We start from the raw sequence: 20,385 nt of genomic DNA, 5'->3' as shown, positions 1-20,385 counted from the left end.
CTATGCGGGTGGCTTTCGCTAGCGACGACGAGAACGAGACGACCCGGGCGGTCCTCAAGGCATTGACCGACGACGGGTACGAGGTCATCCGGCCGGACGGGTCGCCGGGCTGGCCCGATCTCGGCCGCTTCGTCGGGCGGGCGGTCGTCGACGGCCGGGCCGACTACGGCGTGGTGATGTGCTGGACCGGCACCGGGACGGCGATCGCGGCCAACAAGGTGCCCGGGGTGCGGGCGGCGCTCGCCTGGGACCCGTGGATCGCGCGGGGCGCCCGGCTGTGGAACGACGCCAACGTGCTGGCGATGAGCCTCAAACGGCTCGCTCCGGATGTGGCGGTGGAGGTGTTGCGCGCTTTCCTGGACACCCCGGAGCCGGACCCGGAGGAGGCGGCGAATATCGCTCTAATCGAGCTCCCCGACGACGTCCTTGATGATCGCATCGGCTAGGCCGGAGGTGCGGTCTTCATCGTGGTCCAGCGCGATGATGACGAAGCTGGCATGCGGGTCGACGAAGCGGACCAACTGCGCGCTCAGCCCGGCCCACAGGCCGCCGTGCCGGTGGACCACGTGGCCCGCGTATGACCGAATGCCGACACCCCACGCGTAGTCGAGCGCGGTGCCGTCGTCCAAGTGACCCGGCGTGTGCAGGAGCTCGTCGCCTCCGATCGCCTCGTTCCAGCGCATCAGGTCCGCGGCGGTCGACCAGACTCCGCCGTCGCCGAGGGACAACGCCGCCGGGGACCCTACTTCGGTCGGCGCGGCGCCGGGCGGGTGCGGCGCCGGGCCGGACCAGTATTGGGTGGCGGCCATGCCGAGTGGCTGGAAAAAGCGCTCCCGGGCGAAGCCGGGCAACGGGCGGCCAGCGGCGCGTTCGACGATGACGGCGAGGCAGACGTAGCCGGCGTTGCAGTAGCGGAATTCGGTCCCCGGCTCGGCGGCCGGTCGGTCGACTCCGGCCAGCGCGCGGATCACGGCGTCGCTGGTGCGGTCCCGTTTCTCCCGTTTGAGGTCGTCGTAGGTGACGACGTTGGGGAGGCCGCTCGTGTGGTGGATCAGGTGGCGCACCCTGATGGCGCCCGCCCACGCCGGAAGCTCGGGCATCCACGTCGCCAGCGTCGACTCGGTGTCCAGCCGCCCCTGCCGGACCAGCAACGCCGCGCAGGCGGCCGTGATCTGCTTGGAGATCGAAGCGGTGTAGGCGACAGTGGTAGCGGTCATCCCATTGCCCACGAAGACTGGCGGCGTGCTGCCCTGCCGTACGCCGACCACGATCGGATCCCGGCCGCCGTAGCCGGCCTGCCCGATCAGAGCGGCGATCCGGTCGCTGTCGATCATCGGCTCAGTATCGGGGCGCACTCAGCGGGATGTACATCGATTAAGGCGAGGCGACGAGCAGGGCCGCGGCGACGGTGTCGACGTACCAGCGTTGGAAGCGCACGGGCGGCCACCCCCGCTGGCGCACGAGCCAGTCGTAGTTGCGCACGTCCATGGCCAGCCACAGCACGTCGGCCGCGGTGTCGACGGTGTGTTCCGGCCGGAGCTCGCCGGTCGTGGCCAGGTCGGCGGCGAACATGGCCATGCCGTTGCGGCGGTCCTCCAGGTTCTTGCGCCAGATCGCCGCCGCCTCGGAATCGGCGGTCGCCGCAGCGGCGAGGGCGAGCATGACCTGGGCCTGCCGGGCGTGGGTCTCGGTGAGGTGCTGGGCGTAGCGGGCGAGTCTCGCGCGGGCGCCGGTCAGCGCGCGGATCTCCGCGACGAACTGGCGGTCGGGCAGAGCCACCGGCTCGTCGTCGCCGGCCACGGTGACGTCGACCAGCTCGGAGAGCAGCGCCTGCTTGCTGCCGAAGGTTTTGTACACCGTCTGGATCGCGACCCCCGCCCGGGCCGCGATGGCGGTGAGCGGTGTAGCGGCGTAGCCGGGGTCGACGAACAGCGCCTCGGCGGCCCGCAGGATCGCCTGGCGCGTCTGCCGAGCCTGCTCCTGTCGATGGACCGACTCGTACCGCCTCTTGACAGCCACGGCGCGAGTGTAGTGCTCTATTGGTTAGAGTCCAACTCTACCGAAGGAGCCGCGATGTCCGCCACCGCGCCTGCCCGGCAAGGCGCCCGGGTGATCTTCATTCCGCCACCGCTGTACTACGTCGCCGGCCTGGCCGGCGGCCTCGCGATCGACAGCGCGGTCGCGCTCCCGATCGGCGGCCGCCCCGCGATCGCGATCGCCGGAGTCGTGCTCGCCGCGCTCGGGCTGGCGCTGACCGCCGCCGGTGTCGCCGCCGTGATCCGGCACCGCACCACGATCGTGCCCCACCACCCGGTCGCCACCCTGGTCACCGGCGGCGCGTACCGGTTGTCCCGCAACCCGATGTACACCGGCCTGGCCGTCGCCTACCTAGGGCTGTCGCTCCTGTTCGGTTCGTGGTGGCCGCTGGTGCTCGGACCGTTCGTGATCGTCGCCGTACGCCAGCTGGTGATCCGCCCCGAGGAGCGGTACCTCACCCAGCGATTCGGCCGGGCCTACACCGACTACCAGTCCCGCGTACGGCGCTGGATCTAGCGACAATCGTGCACAGCTTGGGCCGGCACAGCTTGGCTGACTCTCAGGCGGGCACGTAATGCTCGGTCATCGCGGAGATGGCGTGACCGACCGCCACCTCGTGGAGCAGCTCGTGGAATGTCGAGACGCCGGGACCGCGCGGGACGGGCACTCCGCTGGGCGCCTGGGCGGGCAGCACCGACTCGATCCAGTAGCCCGGCACGCGCGGCCCGGGGTCGACGACGACGCGGCCGCCCAGATCCTCCAGCGACACCGACTCCCGGTCCGCGAGTTCGTGCCCTCCCCCACGGCCAGCAGCAGCCCTCGACGAGCACGACCTGACCCTCGGTCAGGTCGGCCTCGCGGACCGGCCGCCACACCACCACGAGATCCACGTCGCGGGCGCGCAGAGGTCCGAAGGGATCGCCCAGATGAATCTCGCGCAGCACCACCTCGCAGCCGGGATGGCGGCCGGTGAACCGATCGATCACATCCCGGATCTCGTGACCGACGGCCCCCGTGACACCGAGCCGCACCGTGCCCGTCGTGCCACGCGCCGACGCCGACGCGGTGGCGATGCCCTGCTGGATCGCGTCGTAACCGGTCCGCAGGTCGTCGCGCAGCCGCAAGCCGACCGGGGTGAGCGTCACCGCCCGGCTGGTGCGCCGCTCCTGCGCCTTGATCGCCTGGCTGACCCGCGCTTGCGACACGTGCAGCCGCTGCGCCGTACGCCCGAAATGCAACTCCTCGGCGAGTGTCAGCAGGTCGGTGTGATCGCGGCCCAGACCGTCACGGCCGTCGACCAGCAAGCGCAACGCCACCGTCTCGTCGTCCACGACGACCTGCCGCAAGCCCTTGCTGCGCAACGCGGCGACCGCCACGTGGTGCGCGTCGACCGGATCAGTCCTACGACATTGACCGGTGTCGAACACCCGCGCCCGGCCGGCAGCCTTGCAGGCACGTCCACCACACCGCACCAGCCACCATCATCGACCAGGTCCAGCAAGCCCAGACGTTCTTCCAACGCCGAACCGACGCCCAGAACCTGCGTCGCCTCACTGGTGGCCGCGAGCCGGTCGGTCAGTCAGCGGGTGGACTTCTCCGTGGTCTCGCGGAGGAAGGAGCCGACCTGGTCGATCGCGGTCGCAGCCTCGGGCAGGAAGGTCCAGAAGACGTGGAAGTCGTGCGTGGCCACGGGAGAGACCGAGATCGAGACGGGTACGGCGAAGCTGTCTGCACGTTTCGCGAGCAGTATGGCCTCCTGAAACACCGAGTCACCCGAGGCGGCCTGGATGAGTAACGGCGGCAGGCCGACGAGGTCGGCGTGCAGCGGATCCACCAGCGGATCGTCGACCGGGTGACCGTCCAGGTATGCCTCGGCCAGCACCTTGGCCGTCTCCGGCAAGAAGACGATTGGTGAATCCTGGGGCGGCCGGTGCGTCCGACCGGTCAAATCCACCCAGGGGCACAACAGGGCGACAGCCGCTGGCAGCGCGGCGCCTCGATCGCGCAGCGCAAGCAGGGTCGACATGGCCAATCCGCCGGCGGAGGAGTCCGCAACAAAGGCGATGCGGTCGCTATCCAAGCCGCTGTCGATGAGCCAGCCGTACGCGTTGAGGGCGTCCTGCAGGGCGCTCGGGTAGGGATGTTCGGGCGCCAGCCGGTAGTCGATGACCAGGGTCTGCATACCAGCCGCGGCGGCGACCGCGCCCGCGAGGTGGCGATAGCCGAACGCGGAGCCGGCTACGTGGCCGCCGCCGTGCAGGAAGAGGATAGTGGTGTCGGACGCCTGCGGCGGGGTCAGGCGGAGTGCCGGTACGCCGCCGGCGACGGTCGGGGTTACCGCGACCTCGGGCGGTGGCGCAAATCGGCCGTGCAACTCTTCGGTGGTTGCCCGGATGCGGTCGAGGCCACCCACGTTGACGGCGGCGTCGACCCACGGCTGCCAGAAGCTCGTCATGCGAGCAGTCAGCTCGCCTCCGACCGCCCGGGTCGCCGTGATCATCTCGTCTGCGTCGGACAAGAGCGTACGGGCCCGGGCCAGCAGGGCCTCCCCGGCCAGGGTGAGCGCGACCCGCTGGGTCGAGCGCCGAAACAGCTCGCATCCGATGATCCGCTCCAGGCTCCGGATCTGGCGGCTCAGCGCGGGCTGGGACAGGAACAGTCGTTGCGCAGCCCGACTGAAGTTGAGCTCCTCCGCGACGGCAACGAAGGAGACCAGGTGCCGCAGCTCGATCAAGTCGGGCGCCAACGGTGCGATGTCGGCCATGATCCCGATTTTCGCATCGGTCATGCGCCCGGTGCATCGAGGCCATGCCGGATGGGCCTTTCCCTCCGACTCCGTTCTCCAGCGACGCTGAACGGGTCTTCCAGACGATCGGAAAGGAATAACGTGATGCGCAACGTGGTGCTGTACGAGCTGATCTCCCTCGACGGCGTGGCGGAAGAACCCGGGGAGGGCGAGTGGTTCGTCGACGCCGACGACCGGCTTATGGACAATCTTGCCCAAGTGATTGCAAGCCAGGACGCGGTACTGCTGGGCCGGCGAACGTACGAGAAATGGGTCCCGCATTGGCCGTCTTCCACGATGCAGCCGTTCGCCGACTTCATCAACAACACCCCGAAGGTCCTGTTCTCGTCGATCGCTCCGCAAGAGACATGGTCGGCGACCACCCACGTCACCGGTCCCGCGGCGCCCTATGTCGCCGACCTGAAACGCCAGGCTGGAGGGGACATCGGCATCCACGGCAGCCTGACTTTGGCCCGATCCTTGCTGCGCGAGCACCTCGTTGACGAGCTCCGCTTCGTCGTCTCACCCAGCCTCGCGGGCCGTGGACACCGGCTCTTCGATGACACCGGTGACCTACAGCGCTTCGAACTCGTCAACGCCGACCGTTCGGGCGGCTGCCTACTGCTCAACTACCGCCGAGCTGATCACGGCGTCGTGACGGGCGCATAGATGGCCGTTTTGTCGCACGATTCCTGCTCGGCCGAGAGGATGATTCCCACGCGACGGTGGCAAATGTTGACGTGTTCGTTGACCTTCCCGACGGCTCGTCCTGGTCACTGACGATCGAGCAAGCAACCTGACTGTGAGGGGCCCATTTTTCCGGTCGAAGCGGTCGACTCCGGGGGTCTACCCTCACGGGATGGAGCCCGGAATCTCGGTGGGCGAGACCCTCGCTCGCGCCCGCGACCGAGGTTTCGTCGGCCGCCGCATCGAACTCGATGCCGTCATCGCCTCGCTCGACGGCACCTCGCCGGTGCGCGTTCATCTGGTGCACGGGCAGGGTGGGATCGGCAAGTCGACGCTGCTGGACGCGTGCGCCCGCGCGGCGACTCGACGCGGCCTCGCGGCTGTTTACGTCGACGCCCGGGAGATCGAGCCGACGGCTGCCGCCCTGATGTCGGCTGTCGAGGAGCGCGCCTCACGGACGAGCAAAGCGGGTGGCGTCGATCTGCTGCTGGTGGACGGCTACGAGCTGCTGGCCCACCTCCTCGACACCTGGTTCCGCGACGAGTTCGTCCCGTCCCGTCCGGGCCGGTCCGTGACCGTGCTCGCCGGCCGGTCGGTCCCCGCATCCGAGTGGCGACACGACGCAGGCTGGCGGGAGCTGATCCGTGTGCACGAGCTGTCGGTGCTCGACGAGGACGAGAGCCGCGTGCTGCTCGAGCGGTGCGGGGTGGCGCCGGAGGCCGGCCCCAACCTGGTCCGCGTCGGCCGGGGACACCCGCTCGCGCTCGCCATGCTGGCCGAGGCCAGCATCGACGCTCCCGCCATCGCGCAGCTGGCCGATGCCCCGGCCGTCGCCGCCGCGCTCTGCGCCCGGGTCGTCGACGACGTCCCCGAAGAGGCGCACCGCACCGGGCTGGCCACGTGCGCGCACGCCACCCGGATGACCCAGGACCTGTTGGCCCGGATCGTCGGGGTCCGAGCGGCTGAGGTCTGGGCGTGGCTGGAGTCGCGTCCGTACGTCCGGCGAGGCGAGGTCGGGCTCTTCCTCCACGACGTCGTCCGGGAGGCGTTCGAGGCCGAGTTCGCGCAGCGCTCGCCCGACGCCTACTCGACGCTCCACGTGGCGATCCGCAACTACTTCCTCGAGCGGCTCTTCGACCCAACCAACCCTCGGCCCGATCGAGCGGCTGCCGAGATCCTCCTGACCCATCGCGCCGGTCCTCTTGCCGATCAGTCGGCGGCGCTGCGCGACAGGGGACAGCTCTCGATCGCCCGTGCGGAACCAGTCGACATCGCCGCCATCATCGAGCTCATCCGGCACGCCGAGGGGGTCGACGTGGCCGAGCTTGCGCGGCGCTACGCCGAGGAGCAGCCGCGCGGCATCTACTGCGTCCGCAGCGACAGCGGCGTCGAGGCGTTCACGATGCAGGTCTACCTGCCGACCGGCGGCCCGCTCGACACCGACGACCCGGGCGCCCGAGCCGTGCTGGCGGCCGTCGCGGAACACGGTCCGCTGCGTCCCGGAGAGCGGATCAACGTCAGCCGGTTCGGCGGCGCGTCCGGCCGCTACCAGGGCGACCCGGCATTGCTGCTGGTCAACGGCGTCGCGTGCCTCCTGGAATGGGCGCGAGAGCCGGCCGCCTGGAGTTTCATCATCACCCTCGAGGACGAGCAGTACGGCCCCTACTTCGAGTACCTCGGCCTACGCCGGATGTTCGCGCTCCCGGCAGGCCCGGGCCGGCAGGTCGGCTACGGCTGGGACCGCCGGCGCTTCCCGTTCCGGTTGCTGTCCGAGCTGATGGCCCGCCGCGAGCTGACGGGCGAGACCGGCCCACCGCCGGCCGAGCTGGTTCGACCGGCTCCCCTTTCGCTCGAGGAGTTCACCCGAGCGGTCCGTGCGGCGCTGTCCGACCTCGGCCACCCCGACCGGCTGGCGAGCTCGCCGCTGCTCGCGAGCGCGCTGGCCGACCCCACCCAACCGGTCCCTGCCCAGGCGCTGGAGGCGACGCTGCGCCAGGCGATCGCCGCGCTGGACCGCGAACCGGGTGGGGCCGAGCACCGGCGAGTGCTGGCACGGACGTACCTTCACGGCTCCACCTCCCAGGAGGCTGCGGCCGAGGTCCTGGGCCTGCCGTTCAGCACCTACCGTCGGCACCTCGCCCGCGCTCACCAGCGGCTGACCGAGGTCCTGTGGGCGGTCGAGGTCGGTCAACTGGCGTTCGAGCCGGTGGATGAGAAATGAGCACCGAGTGACCTGGTAGCCGAGCACCGGTCCGCGGATCCTCCCGACCATGGATGACCTCACCCATCGGCAGCTCCTCTATCCCGTCGTCGTCGGCTCCGGACTCACCGGCCTGCCGACTGTGGTCCTGCCCGCCCGCGCCGGGCACCGGGTGACGCTTCTCGAGCGCGACGCGCCGCACCACCCGGCCCCAGCGCCGACGCTTGGACCGACTGGCGAGCTCCCGCGCCGGCTGCGGATCCAACACCAGCAGCGCCCGCAGCCACCCCGCCGTCGACCGAAACCCCTGCCCGCCCGGCAAACCCCGGGCAACAGCCTGCTGCACCAGCCGCGCCTGCACCACCACCGCCGCCTGCTCCAACCGATGCGCCACCCGCAGCATCTCGACGACCTCGCCATCGGACAGCGACCACACCGCAGCCCCGGCCAGCTTCGCCGCGTCCTCACCGAGGTGCTTCAGGTCCACCATCACAGCACCGATTATCGAACACCTGTACGACACTTTCGGCGGAGGCGACGGCGGAGGCGCGCGGGGCTGTCCCAGCTGCGCGCAAGGCGCTGCCGGTCGAGCAAGCGGAGCTGGTGGGCCGTCGGCCGGGTGGCAACGTGGACGCGCTGCGGGTGGCCACGTGGAGGCGACCGGTAGGGCCGATCCCGAGCTGCTCCCGCGGGCGGCGCGGCTGGCCCGATGGCGCACGACGTCCCGGCGGTACAGCGGTTGGCCGGCGCGATGGGCGTTGACGGCCGAGGCGGGCCGTGGCCGAGGCGCTCGACGCGGGCTGGACCGTTCCGCGTGCGCGCCGCCCGGTCCGCCGGATGTGGGCACGAGTTCAAGCCGCACAACGCAAGCGGCCCCCTGACACGGCCGCGCGCCCTCCGGGACGCGCGGCCGACGCGCTAGCCGGCCAGGAAGGATCTGATCTGCGTGAGCGTGCCGGTGTCGGTCAGGTACCCGATGTGGGTCTGACAGGCGACGTAGTTGTTGGTGGCGCCGCTCAGCACGGTGCTCGTGTACGGGATGATGATGCCGTCACAGGGCGAGTACCACGTGCCGTAACGGGTGCTGCCCGGCGTCTCGTCGCCCGCGCTCAGCGTGTTGATGAACGACGAGCCGGGATACATCTGCTGGCAGGTGACGTAGATCAGGCAGGCCCCCGCGTACGTGGTGCCGTGGTTGGCGCCGGCAATGGAAGCCAGGTGCCGGACGTACTGGGCGCCGCCCAGCTGCTTGAGGTACCAGAGGCTGACCAGGCCACCCATCGAGTGGTTGACGATGTCGACCTGGGCGGCGCCGGTGCGGGCCCGGACCTGGCTGACGTAGCTGGCCAGGCCTTGAGCGTTGGTGATGTTGTTCCCGTACGAGTTGTATTCGTAGGCGAACAGCTGGCTGCCCGGGTAGCCGCCGGCGCGGAACACCGACATCGCGGTGGTCCAGTTCGAGGCGCTGCCGGTGTAGCCGTGCACGAAGACCACCGGCGTGCCGGGGGCGGCGGCCGCGGGCGGGGCCGGGCTGAGCGCGAGCGCGGACAGCACGATGGTGAACAGGACGATGAGGCGACGCATGAAACCTCCAAGACGTTCGGGGTTTCTGCATCTTCTGTGCACTAATATCGGCTACGCATCGGCGAAATCACCGGCGGTCTAGCGCGCGAAGATCGCCTCGAGGCGGGCCTCCTGGTCGCCGCTGGTGAGGTCGCTCGGGTCGATCGCCTTCCTGATCAGCGCCTTCTCGGCCAGGGTCGAGTTCTTGTAGAGCACCTCGATGGCGTCGATGTCGCCGTCCGCCACCCAGCCCTCGAAGGCCAGCTCGGCCATCCGCACCTTCTCCTGCGGCGTCAGCAGCTTGATCACCTCAGGGCGCTGGGTGTACGTGTACTCGCGGACGTCGTCATCGTCGTCGACGCTCAGCGCGCCCTTGAGGAAGTCGGTGTCGGTGATGGTCTTCGGGTCGTCGGGGTCGATGACGAACGGGAACGAGCGCTCCTTGCCGGCGAACTCCGGGATGGTCAGCAGCGGCGGGACCGCGGATTCGTTCTGGTTGGCGGGGATCATGTCGCCGGGGCTCTTCGGCTTCGGGTCGCTGACCAGGTCGCCGTAGAAGTGCAGGATCGCCGACTGGCTGGTCCCGCTGAGCGCGGTGAAGTCGACCGGGTCGCAGCGGTCCAGCATGTCCTTGATGGTGTCGAGCAGGTCGTCGGACTGCGGCAGGCCGGCCAGGCGGCTGCCGGTGTACGCCCCGATGGCGTTGGAGGTGGCGTCCTCGGCCCCGAAGCGCGATTCCGACTCGGCCTCCAGCTCGTGCTCGCGGCCCTGGCGGGTGGCCGACCGGTTGCCGTTGGTGCCGGGCGACACGGACGAGACGAAGTGCGAGATGTAGAGCAGCTGGAAGAAGTGCCGCATGTCGAGCAGGCCGGCGCGGCTGGTCAGCAAGTAGCGCGGCAGCAGCATGGACTTGACCGTCGGCATGTCCGAGCCCAGCGTCTTGGAGATCTTCCGACCGGCCGAGGTGCCGCCGCAGTTCTCGACGAACTTGTCCATGTTGACCGTGGTGCCGTAGGAGACCGACGCCGCGATGATCGACTGGATGGTGCTCAGCATGGCCGCGTAGGTGCCGGCGATCTTGGAGGTCTCGTCGTACTTGGCGCCCTGGTGCGTGCCGTGCGGCAGGTGGAAGCGCTTGAGCGTGGACCCGCCCTGCACCACGTGGGCCAGCTCGTGGCCGAGCAGCCGGTCGCCGCCGGCCGTTCCCGGCGCATACCGCCCGGCGCCGAGCACGATGTCCGACCCGACCGTGTACGCGGCCGCGCCGACCTGCTCGGCCGAGCGGGCCGCGGCGCCGTCGGTGTGCACCCGGACCTGGGAGAAGTCGCGCCCGAACCGCTGCTGCATGGACGCCATGGTCGCGCCGTCGAGGGGCCGGCCCGCGCCGGCGAGGCTCTCGACGACGGACCGCGGCAGCAACCCGCCACCGCGATCCGTCTCCCGAACCGGCCCACCCGCCTCGGCGTCGCGCTCGAGCGCGTCGCCGGGCTGCGTCATCGCACGCAGCAGCATCTGGTTGGACAGCGGCACGGCCGTCTGGCCGACCGACGCCTCTGTCGCCTCCGGCAGGTCACGGTCCCGCCCCTCGGCCCGCTTCCTCACCCGCCCATCATCGGACACCACGGCAACCGCGGCGCAAGAGTGAGCCGGTCAAATGCTCGACACCTCCGGCACCGAAGGCGGCGTCGCGGTCTCGGGTTTGCTGCGGTCGACGTCGCCGTGCCCCGGCCACCAGGCAGCATGTCCGATGAGGGCGGTCAGCGACGGCACCAGGAACATCGACATCACGAACGCGGACAGCAGGATGCCGGCGGCGACCGAGAACCCGATCTGCTGCAGGAAGGACACCGGGGCGAGGGCCAGCACGGCGAACGTGCCGGCCAGGATCAGGCCGGCCGCGGCGACGGAAGGACCGGCATATCGTACGGCCAGAGCAGCGGCGTCCCGGGGCTCGTTGCCGGCCCGGGCCTCCTCGCGCAGCCGGGCGATCATCAGGATGTTGTAGTCGGTGCCGATCGCGAGAACGAACAGGTACAGCACGATCGGCAGCTGGAAGGTGACCCCGGGCTTGCCCGCCACCCCCTGGAACAGGTAGATCGCGGCGCCGAGCGTAGCGGCGAAGTTGAGCAGCACCGCCAGGACCAGGTAGATCGGCGCCACGATGCTGCGCAGCAGCAGCGCGAGGATGATCGCGATCAGCAGGGCCGCGAACGGCAGGATCACCGACAGGTCCCGGTTGTTGGCCGAGTTGATGTCGGCGAAGATCGCGGTGGTGCCGCCGACGACCACGCGGGTGCCCGGTGGCGCGATGGCGTGCAGGTCGGCCCGCAGGTGGTCGTGGACCAGGGTGATGGCCTCGTTGGAGGCGGGGTTCACGTTGAGCAGCAGATCGAAGCGGGCCACGGTGCCGCTGGGCGCCTTCACCGCGGGCTGGACGCCGCCGACGCCGTTCACCTTCGCGGCGGCCGCGGCGAACTGGTCGAGCTGGGCGGCCGTGAGCTGGCTGCCGTCCGAAGTGGTCAGATATGCCTCGGTCGGGTCGACCGCGCCCTGCGGGAAGCCGCGCTCGAGGTCGGCGGCGGCCTTGGCCGACTCGGTGGTGCTGGGGAAGCCGGCCGCGAAGTCGTAGTCCGCCTTGAACATCAGGACACCGCTGGCCAGCGCGACCAGAACCAGTCCGGAGGAGACGGCCGCGACCGCGGGACGGCGGCCGAGCGCCGCGCCCGTCCGCAGGAAGACCGTGCCCTTGGGCTCGCGCCGCCACGCCTTCGACGGCCAGAACGTCGCCGGCCCGATCAGGCCGACCACGGCCGGGATCAGGGTCAGAGCGGTGATCGCCATGACGAACACCCCGATGGCCAGGCCGGGCCCGAGCGAGCCGAACCCGCCGAAGCTGGCCAGCAGCAGCGCCAGGAAGGCCACGATGACCACCGCGGCGGCCGACGTGATGACCTCGCCGACCCGGGCGACGGCGTACACCATCGCCTCTTTCTTGTCGGCGCCGGCGCGCAACCGTTCCCGATATCGGAACAGCAGGAAGAGGATGTAGTCGGTGCCGATGCCGTACAGCACGATCAGCAGCAGCGTCTGCAGGCTCTGATCCACGTTGAAGTCGAACAGCTCGCCGGCCGCCGCGATCAGGTTGGACGAGACCTGCAGGACCACGCCGATCACCAGGATCGGCAACAGCGCCGCGATCGGGCTGCGGAAGATAATCAAGATCAAGACGATGATGAGTACGAAGGTGGCGGTGCCCACCACGGCGAACGCGGTGTTGAAGGTGTCGTTGTTGTCGACGAACTGGGCGACCTGACCGGTGACCCCGGCGGTCAGCGCCGTGCCGGCCAGATCGTCCTTGATGGCGTCGCGGGTGCCGGTCACCGCGTCCATCTGGGCCTGCTGGTCGGTGGCGTTGGCGGTGATGGGCACGCTGATCAGCTGGACCAGCTTGTTGGGCGCGACCGCCTGCGGGCCGGTCTGCGGCTGTCCGATCCCGGCGACGTGCGCGCCGGCGATCGCGGTGGCGAGAGTGCCGACGCGAGCCTGGTCGGCCTCGGTCAGCGGGGCGCCGTCGGTGCGCTTGACCACCACGATGGCGGTGGAGGTGGACTGCTGCGGGAACGCGCTGGTGGCCAGCTTGATGGCCTGCACCGACTCGTACTTGTCGGGCAGGAAGCTGCCCTGGTCGCCGCTGGTGATGTCGGCAAGGCTCGGCAGCAAGCCGATGATCAGTAACGCCCCGACCAGCCAGCCGCCGATGACCCACCAGGCCCGCCGGACGACGAACCTCCCCCATTTGTCGAACATCGATCCCCCTCGGTCTCCGATATACGCGGACTATACATATGCCTGGAGGGTACGTATACAGTCGGAAGCATGACAACACCGGTGATCATCGACTGCGACCCCGGGCATGACGACGCGCTGGCATTGATGCTCGCCCTCGGCAGCCCGCGCATCAACGTGCTGGGCGTCACCACCGTCGCCGGCAATCAGACGCTCGAGAAGACGACGCGGAACGCCCAGCGGATCCTCGCGCTCGCCGGCGCCGGACAGATCCCGATCGCGGCCGGCGCCGCCCGCCCGCTGGTCGGCGAGCTCGCCGTCGCCGCCGACATCCACGGCGAGTCCGGCCTCGACGGCCCCGACCTCGACGTGCCGGTCGCCGAGGTCGCCGGCGTCCACGCGGTCGAGCTCATGCGCCGGCTCATCGCCGAGGAGAGAGAGCCGGTCACGCTGATCGCCACCGGCCCGCTGACCAACGTCGCGCTGCTGCTGAGCCTGCACCCCGAGGTGCTGCCGCGCATCAAAGAGGTCGTCTTCATGGGCGGCTCGACCGAGCGCGGCAACACGACGCCGTACGGCGAGTTCAACATCGTCACCGACCCCGAGGCGGCCGACATCGTGCTGCGCGAGGGGCTGCCGACCACGATGATCGGGCTGAATGTCACTCATCAGGCCCTGGCGACCGACGAGATCATCGCCGAGTTCCGGGGCATGGGCACCCGGCTGGGCACCGTCTGTGCCGAGCTGATGACGTTCTTCGCGGGCGCGTACCGGCAGAATTTCGGGTTCGGCCACCCGCCCGTTCACGATCCGGTGGCGGTCGCCGCCGTGATCGACCCGGCGCTCGTGCGCACCGAGGCGGTCAACGTCGCGGTCGAGCTCGCCGGGGCGTACACGCGAGGCGCGACCGTCGTGGACCTGCATCGCCGCACCCACCGCCCGCCGAACGCGGACGTAGCGGTGGGTGTTGACGTGGAAAGTTTCTGGCGGCTGCTGATGACCGCGGTGCGAAACCTCAGTACTGCAGGTACTGCCGGGTCAGCTTCGCGACCTTCTGCACCAGCGTGATGCCACCCTCCATCGACGCGTTGTCGTGGGAGAGGACGGCCACCGACACGTCGACGTCGTCCGAGGTCACCCGGCCGATCGTGTTGACCGCCCACAGGCCGCCGTCGGCCGAGCGGGTGTCCCAGCCGTTCTTCACGACCGCGGTCTCGCCGGTCTTGGCGATCGACGGGATGCCCCAGTCCTGAGCCGAGCTGACCGTGCTCATCAGCGTGAAGGCGGTCTTGCGGGAGTCGGCGTCCAGCGGGCCCTTGGTGTCGACCAGCTCGGAGAGCAGCTTGATCTGGTCGTCGGCGGTGGTGCGGGTCAGGCCCCACGAGCTGTTGACGACGGTCTGCGAAAGCCCGAGGCGCTTGTTGCACTTCGTGAGCCCGCTGCGGGCCCCGACACGCTGGAACAGCGAGGTCGCCGCGTTGTTGTCGCTCAGCCGGATCATGGGCTTGGCCAGGGCCATCTCGCCCGAGGTCGGATCGCGGCCCGCGTCCTGGTCCTTCAGCAGCATGCAGGCGAGGATCTGGGCCTTCACGATGCTGGCGGTGTCGTATTTCTCGGTGCCACGGTAGGCGTACTCGTCACCGGTCTTCTTGTCGAGAACCGCGACGGAGAACTCGGGCGAGCTGGCGTCGAGCTTCTTGAGCGCCGCATCGAGGGCCTTGACCTGCTTGTCGCGCTTCGCCTTCGCCAACTCCTCGGCGCTCGGCCCGGTGGGCGACGGTGACGCGCTGGGCGAGGACGGCTTGTCGCCGCGGATCACGGAGCTGGGCGAAAGAGCGGCCTCCTCGCCGCCGAGGCCCACGGCGATCAGGCCTCCGCCGCCGAGGATCACAGCCGCGGCCACGGCGAAGATCGCGATTCGGTTGCGACGCACCCGTGCATACTGCCGCAAGGGAGCGCCGTCATCAAACTAGGGTGATCTCGTGGTGCGCAAGCATGTGCTGGTCTCGGGCGTGGTGCAGGGCGTCTTCTTCCGCGACTCCTGCCGGCGCGTGGCAGGTCAGCAAGGGGTCACGGGCTGGGTGCGCAACTTGCGCGACGGGCGGGTCGAGGCCGTTTTCGAGGGTACGGCGGAAAGCGTCGACCACCTCGTCGAGTGGTCGCGCCGCGGCCCGTCCGGCGCCGAGGTCACCGGCGTGACCGTCGAGGAGGAGCCGGCCGAAGGGCTCACCGCCTTCGAGATCCGCTAAGTCAGCGAAAGCCGCATGACCACCCGCCGGGGTGACGGGCGCGCGACCGCGGTGAAGCCGCACGCCGCGAACAGCCCCTCGGTGCCCAGGTAGCGGTCGTCCTTGTGCGGCCCCGGCCCGGCCAGCGGAAAGCCCTCGACCGCGGTGGCGCCCTGCGCGCGGGCGGCGTCGACGGCGGCTTCGAGGAGAAGTTTCGTGGTGCCGGCCCGGCGCGCGCCGACGCGTACGAAAAAGCACGGCACCATCCAGACCCGCGAATCCTCCTCGGCGTCGCGCGCCTTCATCAGCGGAGAGCGCAACACTCGGGCATAACGGGCGCGCGGCCCGACAGCGCACCAGCCGATCGGCTTTTCCGAGTCGTAGGCCAGCACGCCGAACGGCTCGTCGGATGCCGTGACCGCTTCCTCGAACCGGGTGCGATTGAGACCGCCCCAGCCGGTGTCCATCTCCTTGGACGACAAGAGGAACCACATGCAATAACAGCCGCGCGTCGTCGAGTTGCCGTCGAACAGCGTGCCGAGGTCGGGCAACAACCCTGCGCCAACTTGCCGGATCTCCACCAGAGCACCCTAAGCCGAGCGCAGCCGCTTGAGGGCCGCGCGCACGTCCGCCTCGGCGACCACCCGATCGGTGCCGGCCGCCCCCGCGCACGCCTCGTCGAGCAGGTGCGTCGCCGAGGCCGGCAGCGTGCCGAGGTGCTCCGACGCGAGGGTGGCGCACAGCGACAGCGCGGCGTCGTCGATGCGCACGTCGTGGTGGGCCTCGTAGCGGGGCCGGGCCGCGGCGAGCATCTCGGCGGCGGCCGGCGCGCTGGGCGTGCTCACCTCGACTTTCTGCAGCAGATGCGCAAGGCGCGGGTCGAGGTTCTCGTACGCGGCCGGCGACGCCGTCGTGATCAGCTGCAGCTCCTGCCGTTCCAGCGCGGCCCGCACGAACACGCCGAGCAGCGGCCCGTGATCACCGGGCAGGCCCTCGAACGGCGCCAGCTCCTCGGTCAGCACGACCGCGCCGCGCAGGGCGGTGAGCAGCGCGGTGATCCGCGACTCCGCCTCGGCGCGCGAGTCGGCGCCCGCGGCGACCAGCGCGAAGTCGACGGCATAGACCTTGCCCTCGAACGACGACGCGAAGCCTGCCGCCACTGCCCGGCGGCCCGAGCCCGGCGCCCCGACCAGAACCGCGCTGTTGCGGGTGCGCCGGCTGATCACCTGCCCGAGCCGCGCGATCTCCGCGTCCCGCCCCGCGACCGGCTGTGTTTCGACGCCGCGGGCGTACCTCTCCAGCACCGGCACGGCGCGGGCGAAACCACGCAGCGGGCCGGGTGGAGTCATCACCCGCATGGTCGGGGAGAGCCCAGACGTCCCGGCCGGCGGCCCCGGCGCGTCGAGCACGCGGCGCCGGATCTCCTCCGGGTCGGCGCCCAGCTCGGTGACCACCCGCACCGCCACGCTGTCGGCCTGCCGCAGCACCCCGAGCAGCAGATGCTCGGCGTCGATCATGCCGTCGCCGATCTGCATCGACTCGCGCATGGACTGCTCGAGGGCCTTCTTGACCAGCGGCGTGAACGGGATGTGCCCGCTCGCCGGCTCCTGACCGCGGCCCACGGTCTCCTCGATCCGGGCGCGGACCTGCTCGGCCGAGAGCCCCACGACGGCGTCGACGTCGCCCTGGTCGAGCAGCCCGAGCAGCAGATGCTCGGTGCCGATGTAGTTGTGCTGAAGGAGGCGGGCCTCCTCCTGCGCCAGGACGACGGCCTGACGCGCGCGATCCGTGAACTTTTCGAACATGCGGCGGCTCCCGAAGCCGGTAGGGCAGCATCGACAGTACGACAAGGCAGGCGCCTTCCGCCGTCCCGAATCGATGGATATCGTTCCGTCGTGATCGCAAAGCGAGCCATAGCCGTTGTCGCCCTCACTGCCGCCGCCCTGATTTCCGCACCGGAAAGCGCCTTTGCGGCCGATTCCTCCTATCGAAGCCTCAGCAGCGCGGCCAACCCCGACTGGATGCGCGCCCTCCCCGACGGCACTAGCCTCGCGAAACTTTCCATCCCCGGAACGCACGAGACCATGGCGATCCACGGCGGCGGGTGGACGCAGACGCAGGAGGACTTCGGCGACAGCGGCGCCACCCTCGCCGCGCAGCTCGACGCGGGCATCCGCATGATCGACATCCGGGCCCGGGTGAACACCGGCAACACGTTCACGATCCACCACGGCGCGACGTACCAGAACGCGAACTTCGACGACGTCCTGAACCGGCTGGGCGACTTCCTCGGGGCGCACCCCGGCGAGACGATCGTGCTCCGGCTCAAGCAGGAGTGCACGGGCGAGCTCGGCTCCTGCACGGACGCCGGGGGCCAGTCGTCATTTTCCGACATCTTCGACGCGTACGTGTCGAAGCACGTGAATTTGTTCTGGGGTCCCAGCGTGACCCGTTCGACGGCCGCGACCATGCCGGCGCTCGGCGCCATTCGCGGCAAGGTCGTGCTCGCGGTCATGAACGGCGCGCGCGGCGGCCGGGTCGCGAGCTACGGGCTCGCCCAGTTCGACGGCTGGAACGACGGCAACTCCACGTATGTGCAGGACAACTACAACGTGCCCAACCTCGGGGCGATCGCCACGAAGCGTGACCAGGTGCGCCGCTTCCTCGACGCGACCAGCGCCGGCGACCCCACGAAGATGTACGTGAACTTCGCCAGCGGCGCGAGCGTCTTCGCGCAGCCGCAGTCGGTGGCCGGCGGCTCGCTGGGCGTCCAGGGCGTCAACCCGTTCCTGCTCGTCTACCTCGACGAGGGCCCGGAGGTACACACCCCGGTCGTGCGCACCGGCGTGATCATGCTCGACTTCCCCGGCGGCGGGTTGATCAACAAGATCCTCTCATTCAACTGACTTTTGCCTCTCCCCCGGCCCGGCGCTGCCGATAAGCGCGTCGGGAGGGCCGATGAGCGAGATCACGCGACAGGCGGCGCGGCTGCTCGAGCGGGCGCAGAGCGGGCACGCCCGCGCGGCGCTGGCCGAGGCCGGGCGCGTCCTGGCGGCGCGCACGGGCGACATCGCCGACGGGCCGGCCTGCATGCATTTCGTGCGGGCCATCGCCCTGGCCAACCTCGGCGACCCGGACGTGTCGCTGCCCGCGCTCGAGCTGATGGCCCGCGCCGCCGAGCGCGAGGGCAGTTCCGGCTGGCTCGCCTGCGCGCTCGCCACCCGGGCCTCGCACCACCTGCGGCGCGGCGACGCGTACGAGCTCGACGACGTGCTGCACGACCTGGTCACCGCCGAGATCATCGCGGTCGGCGAGACCGAGCCGATCGCAGCGGTCAACGCCCGCGTCGCGGTCGCGATCGGCTACTTCGAGCTGCGCCTCTACGAGCGGGTCGGCCCGCAGTACGACGCCGCGTACGAGATGAGCCCGCCCGGCAGCGGGAACCGGGCGATGTGGCTGTTCAACCAGGCCGAGATGCACCTGTTCTGGGCGCTCGAGCTGTACCAGGTCGGGCAGGTCGCCGAGGCCGAGTCGCACACCACCGCGGCCGAGGACTACGCGGTGCGGGCGGGCGCGGAGGCCGACGGCCCCGACGCCGCGGCCTGGCGGGACTACGCGATGCTCGCGGCCGCCTGCGCGAAAGCGGACCGGCACGATCCGGCCGGCGCGGCCGCCGAGATCTCGGAGGCCCTGGTGGCGCTGGAGGCCCGCGGGGTGAGCCCGGCGGCGCTGGCCTACTCGCGGCCGTTCCACGCCGTGGCGCTGCGCCGGTCCGGCCGGGAGCCGGAAGCGCTGGCGGTGCTGGAGCGCGCGGTCGCGGAGCTGCCCCCGGACGCCGGCTGGCTGATCGAGTCGGCCACCCACCACACCCGCGCGGTGCTGCTCGCCGCGCGAGGTTCGCAGGACGCGGCGGTCGGGCTCGCCTACGGCGACACCCTCGCCGCGCAGCTGTGGCGGCAGCGTCTGCGAACGTTGCAGACGGTGGCCGCGATGAAGTCACTCGAGCTGCTGCGGATCCAGCACGAGCAGGCGGCCCGCGCGGCGGCGCTGGACGCCCTGACCGGGGTCGCCAACCGAGGCGCCTTCGACCGGGCGGTGCGGCAGGCCCAGTCCCGCCCCGCCGACCTGGTCACGGTGCTGCTGATCGACCTGGACAAGTTCAAACAGATCAACGACACGGCCGGCCACGCGGCCGGGGACGCCGCCCTGCGCGCGATCGCCACCGTCCTCTCGGCCCAGCTCCGCGCGGAGGACCTGCTGGCCCGGCTGGGCGGCGACGAGTTCGCGGCGCTGCTGCCCGGCGCCGGGGCCGACCTCGCGGTCAAGGTGGCCGAGCGGATGGTGGCCGCCGTCCGCGACATCCCCGACTGCCCCGCGACGGTCAGCGTGGGGGTCGCGGCCGCCTACGCCGCCGACCTGCCGGAGGCGCTGCGCCGCGCCGACGAGGCCATGTACCGAGTGAAACGCCGCGGCGGCGACGGCGTGGAGTCCGCCACCGGCCGGGCGATGCGCGCCGCGTGAGGCACTACTCTGGCGCGCGTGATCGTGCGTACGCGCTGGACAATGCCGCACAGCCGCGATGAGTTGTGGCCCCTGCTCTGCGACTCGGCCGTCGAGCTGACTCCGCGTTGCCCGGTCTTCTACCTGGGAACCCCGCGCCCCACCGAGTGCCGGCTGCCGGAGGGACCCGGCGAGGTGGGCGCATCCCGGCAGTGCGTCTCCCAGCAGGGGGTGGTGCGCCAGCGCATCACCGCTTGGGACCCGCCGGCCCGGCTGGCGTTCCACATGGAGGAGACCGATCTCTGCTTCAGCCGATTCGTCGATCGGCTCGAGGACGTCTTCGAACTTTCACCGGAAGGGTCGAGCACGCGGATCACCCGGACGACCACCGTGTCCGTCCGGAGCCACTTCGCCGCCGTGCTCGGCCTGCCTCTGTGGGTCGGCCTGAAGTCGGTGCACCGCTTCGTCTTCCGCAACTGGCAGCGCATGACGGCCTATTGATCAGGCCCGACAGCCTCTACGCCTGCCACGCGCCCTTCTGTCTGCGGCCGGCCAGAGTATGCCGAAGGGCATAGGCGGCCGCTGACCGGCGGGAGAGG

19 protein-coding genes are annotated in these 20,385 nt (G+C 70.6%); 9 read left to right on the top strand and 10 right to left on the bottom strand.

Going from position 1 to position 20,385, the window contains the following annotated elements; genetic code table 11:
* Positions 1-2 precede the first annotated feature (2 nt).
* Entirely contained in the window at positions 3-446 is a 444-nt protein-coding gene (locus ACQPZX_RS20665; protein WP_433383187.1) for an RpiB/LacA/LacB family sugar-phosphate isomerase, read from the top strand.
* Here the strand turns inward: ACQPZX_RS20665 and ACQPZX_RS20660 are convergent.
* Together ACQPZX_RS20660 and ACQPZX_RS20655 are read right to left on the bottom strand one after the other, a co-directional pair.
* Positions 402-1,334, bottom strand: coding sequence for a serine hydrolase domain-containing protein (locus tag ACQPZX_RS20660; protein WP_433383185.1), 933 nt, complete (start codon positions 1,332-1,334; stop codon positions 402-404). The two genes, ACQPZX_RS20665 and ACQPZX_RS20660, sit on opposite strands and share 45 nt — an antisense overlap.
* 40 nt (positions 1,335-1,374) lie before the next feature.
* Positions 1,375-2,019 (bottom strand): TetR/AcrR family transcriptional regulator, encoded by a 645-nt coding sequence (locus ACQPZX_RS20655; protein WP_433383183.1) that lies wholly within the window; start codon positions 2,017-2,019, stop codon positions 1,375-1,377.
* A 54-nt stretch (positions 2,020-2,073) separates the two neighbouring features.
* Between ACQPZX_RS20655 and ACQPZX_RS20650 the strand changes: the two genes are divergently transcribed.
* Positions 2,074-2,553 carry a methyltransferase family protein gene (locus tag ACQPZX_RS20650; RefSeq protein WP_433383181.1) on the top strand — a complete coding sequence of 160 codons (480 nt, stop codon included), beginning with the start codon at positions 2,074-2,076 and terminating at the stop codon, positions 2,551-2,553.
* Here ACQPZX_RS20650 and ACQPZX_RS20645 read toward each other — a convergent pair.
* Positions 2,550-3,464, bottom strand: coding sequence for a LysR substrate-binding domain-containing protein (locus tag ACQPZX_RS20645; protein WP_433383179.1), 915 nt, complete (start codon positions 3,462-3,464; stop codon positions 2,550-2,552). The genes ACQPZX_RS20650 and ACQPZX_RS20645 overlap by 4 nt on opposite strands.
* A gap of 152 nt (positions 3,465-3,616) precedes the next feature.
* The gene (locus ACQPZX_RS20640; RefSeq protein WP_433383177.1) at positions 3,617-4,801 is read right to left on the bottom strand and encodes an alpha/beta hydrolase fold domain-containing protein; all 1,185 of its coding nucleotides are present in this window, start codon (positions 4,799-4,801) and stop codon (positions 3,617-3,619) included.
* A gap of 126 nt (positions 4,802-4,927) precedes the next feature.
* On the opposite strand from ACQPZX_RS20640, the gene ACQPZX_RS20635 reads away from it, so the two are divergent.
* The gene (locus tag ACQPZX_RS20635; protein WP_433383175.1) at positions 4,928-5,491 is read left to right on the top strand and encodes a dihydrofolate reductase family protein; all 564 of its coding nucleotides are present in this window, start codon (positions 4,928-4,930) and stop codon (positions 5,489-5,491) included.
* Positions 5,492-5,681: 190 nt separating this feature from the next.
* Positions 5,682-7,730, top strand: coding sequence for an ATP-binding protein (locus ACQPZX_RS20630; protein ID WP_433383173.1), 2,049 nt, complete (start codon positions 5,682-5,684; stop codon positions 7,728-7,730).
* A gap of 897 nt (positions 7,731-8,627) precedes the next feature.
* On the opposite strand, the gene ACQPZX_RS20625 is transcribed toward ACQPZX_RS20630, so the two are convergent.
* The 3 genes from ACQPZX_RS20625 to ACQPZX_RS20615 all read right to left on the bottom strand — a co-directional run bounded on the left by ACQPZX_RS20625 (position 8,628) and on the right by ACQPZX_RS20615 (position 13,079).
* Positions 8,628-9,293: an esterase/lipase family protein gene (locus ACQPZX_RS20625; protein ID WP_433383171.1), complete on the bottom strand. Its 666-nt coding sequence runs from the start codon at positions 9,291-9,293 to the stop codon at positions 8,628-8,630.
* A 78-nt stretch (positions 9,294-9,371) separates the two neighbouring features.
* Complete coding sequence (locus ACQPZX_RS20620; RefSeq protein ID WP_433383169.1) at positions 9,372-10,874, bottom strand: eCIS core domain-containing protein; 1,503 nt, start codon at positions 10,872-10,874, stop codon at positions 9,372-9,374.
* A gap of 48 nt (positions 10,875-10,922) precedes the next feature.
* On the bottom strand, positions 10,923-13,079 hold the full coding sequence (locus ACQPZX_RS20615) for an MMPL family transporter (RefSeq protein ID WP_433383167.1): 2,157 nt from the start codon (positions 13,077-13,079) through the stop codon (positions 10,923-10,925).
* A gap of 69 nt (positions 13,080-13,148) precedes the next feature.
* On the opposite strand from ACQPZX_RS20615, the gene ACQPZX_RS20610 reads away from it, so the two are divergent.
* Positions 13,149-14,126, top strand: a complete 978-nt coding sequence (locus ACQPZX_RS20610) for a nucleoside hydrolase (RefSeq protein WP_433383165.1) — start codon at positions 13,149-13,151, stop codon at positions 14,124-14,126.
* Here the strand turns inward: ACQPZX_RS20610 and ACQPZX_RS20605 are convergent.
* Complete coding sequence (locus ACQPZX_RS20605) at positions 14,074-14,991, bottom strand: serine hydrolase (RefSeq protein WP_433383163.1); 918 nt, start codon at positions 14,989-14,991, stop codon at positions 14,074-14,076. The two genes, ACQPZX_RS20610 and ACQPZX_RS20605, sit on opposite strands and share 53 nt — an antisense overlap.
* A 49-nt stretch (positions 14,992-15,040) precedes the next feature.
* On the opposite strand from ACQPZX_RS20605, the gene ACQPZX_RS20600 reads away from it, so the two are divergent.
* Positions 15,041-15,307, top strand: coding sequence for an acylphosphatase (locus ACQPZX_RS20600; protein WP_433383161.1), 267 nt, complete (start codon positions 15,041-15,043; stop codon positions 15,305-15,307).
* On the opposite strand, the gene ACQPZX_RS20595 is transcribed toward ACQPZX_RS20600, so the two are convergent.
* Positions 15,304-15,867, bottom strand: coding sequence for a GNAT family N-acetyltransferase (locus tag ACQPZX_RS20595; RefSeq protein ID WP_433383159.1), 564 nt, complete (start codon positions 15,865-15,867; stop codon positions 15,304-15,306). The genes ACQPZX_RS20600 and ACQPZX_RS20595 overlap by 4 nt on opposite strands.
* A gap of 9 nt (positions 15,868-15,876) precedes the next feature.
* Positions 15,877-17,091, bottom strand: coding sequence for a Clp protease N-terminal domain-containing protein (locus ACQPZX_RS20590; protein WP_433383157.1), 1,215 nt, complete (start codon positions 17,089-17,091; stop codon positions 15,877-15,879).
* A 90-nt stretch (positions 17,092-17,181) separates the two neighbouring features.
* Here ACQPZX_RS20590 and ACQPZX_RS20585 point away from each other — a divergent pair, with 90 nt between their 5' ends.
* Genes ACQPZX_RS20585 through ACQPZX_RS20575 form a run of 3 tightly spaced genes read left to right on the top strand, consistent with a single transcriptional unit; the run spans position 17,182 to position 20,287 of the window.
* Positions 17,182-18,192, top strand: coding sequence for a phosphatidylinositol-specific phospholipase C (locus tag ACQPZX_RS20585; protein ID WP_433383155.1), 1,011 nt, complete (start codon positions 17,182-17,184; stop codon positions 18,190-18,192).
* A gap of 52 nt (positions 18,193-18,244) precedes the next feature.
* Positions 18,245-19,807: a diguanylate cyclase gene (locus tag ACQPZX_RS20580; RefSeq protein ID WP_433383153.1), complete on the top strand. Its 1,563-nt coding sequence runs from the start codon at positions 18,245-18,247 to the stop codon at positions 19,805-19,807.
* Positions 19,808-19,825: 18 nt separating this feature from the next.
* Positions 19,826-20,287 carry a hypothetical protein gene (locus tag ACQPZX_RS20575; RefSeq protein ID WP_433383151.1) on the top strand — a complete coding sequence of 154 codons (462 nt, stop codon included), beginning with the start codon at positions 19,826-19,828 and terminating at the stop codon, positions 20,285-20,287.
* Positions 20,288-20,385 lie beyond the last annotated feature (98 nt).

The sequence above is a fragment of the Actinoplanes sp. CA-142083 genome (genome assembly GCF_050942195.1).
Lineage (GTDB): Bacteria > Actinomycetota > Actinomycetes > Mycobacteriales > Micromonosporaceae > Actinoplanes.
This window is presented reverse-complemented; position numbering and strand designations above follow the sequence as displayed.

What these genes read in the sequence shown, in the direction of transcription:
- ACQPZX_RS20590 (WP_433383157.1), bottom strand. Translation starts at nt 17,091, where the DNA reads ATGTTCGAAAAGTTCACGGATCGCGCGCGTCAGGCCGTCGTCCTGGCG.
- ACQPZX_RS20640 (WP_433383177.1), bottom strand. Translation starts at nt 4,801, where the DNA reads ATGGCCGACATCGCACCGTTGGCGCCCGACTTGATCGAGCTGCGGCAC.
- ACQPZX_RS20660 (WP_433383185.1), bottom strand. Translation starts at nt 1,334, where the DNA reads ATGATCGACAGCGACCGGATCGCCGCTCTGATCGGGCAGGCCGGCTAC.
- ACQPZX_RS20580 (WP_433383153.1), top strand. Translation starts at nt 18,245, where the DNA reads ATGAGCGAGATCACGCGACAGGCGGCGCGGCTGCTCGAGCGGGCGCAG.
- ACQPZX_RS20635 (WP_433383175.1), top strand. Translation starts at nt 4,928, where the DNA reads ATGCGCAACGTGGTGCTGTACGAGCTGATCTCCCTCGACGGCGTGGCG.
- ACQPZX_RS20625 (WP_433383171.1), bottom strand. Translation starts at nt 9,293, where the DNA reads ATGCGTCGCCTCATCGTCCTGTTCACCATCGTGCTGTCCGCGCTCGCG.
- ACQPZX_RS20610 (WP_433383165.1), top strand. Translation starts at nt 13,149, where the DNA reads ATGACAACACCGGTGATCATCGACTGCGACCCCGGGCATGACGACGCG.
- ACQPZX_RS20615 (WP_433383167.1), bottom strand. Translation starts at nt 13,079, where the DNA reads ATGTTCGACAAATGGGGGAGGTTCGTCGTCCGGCGGGCCTGGTGGGTC.
- ACQPZX_RS20650 (WP_433383181.1), top strand. Translation starts at nt 2,074, where the DNA reads ATGTCCGCCACCGCGCCTGCCCGGCAAGGCGCCCGGGTGATCTTCATT.
- ACQPZX_RS20665 (WP_433383187.1), top strand. Translation starts at nt 3, where the DNA reads ATGCGGGTGGCTTTCGCTAGCGACGACGAGAACGAGACGACCCGGGCG.
- ACQPZX_RS20630 (WP_433383173.1), top strand. Translation starts at nt 5,682, where the DNA reads ATGGAGCCCGGAATCTCGGTGGGCGAGACCCTCGCTCGCGCCCGCGAC.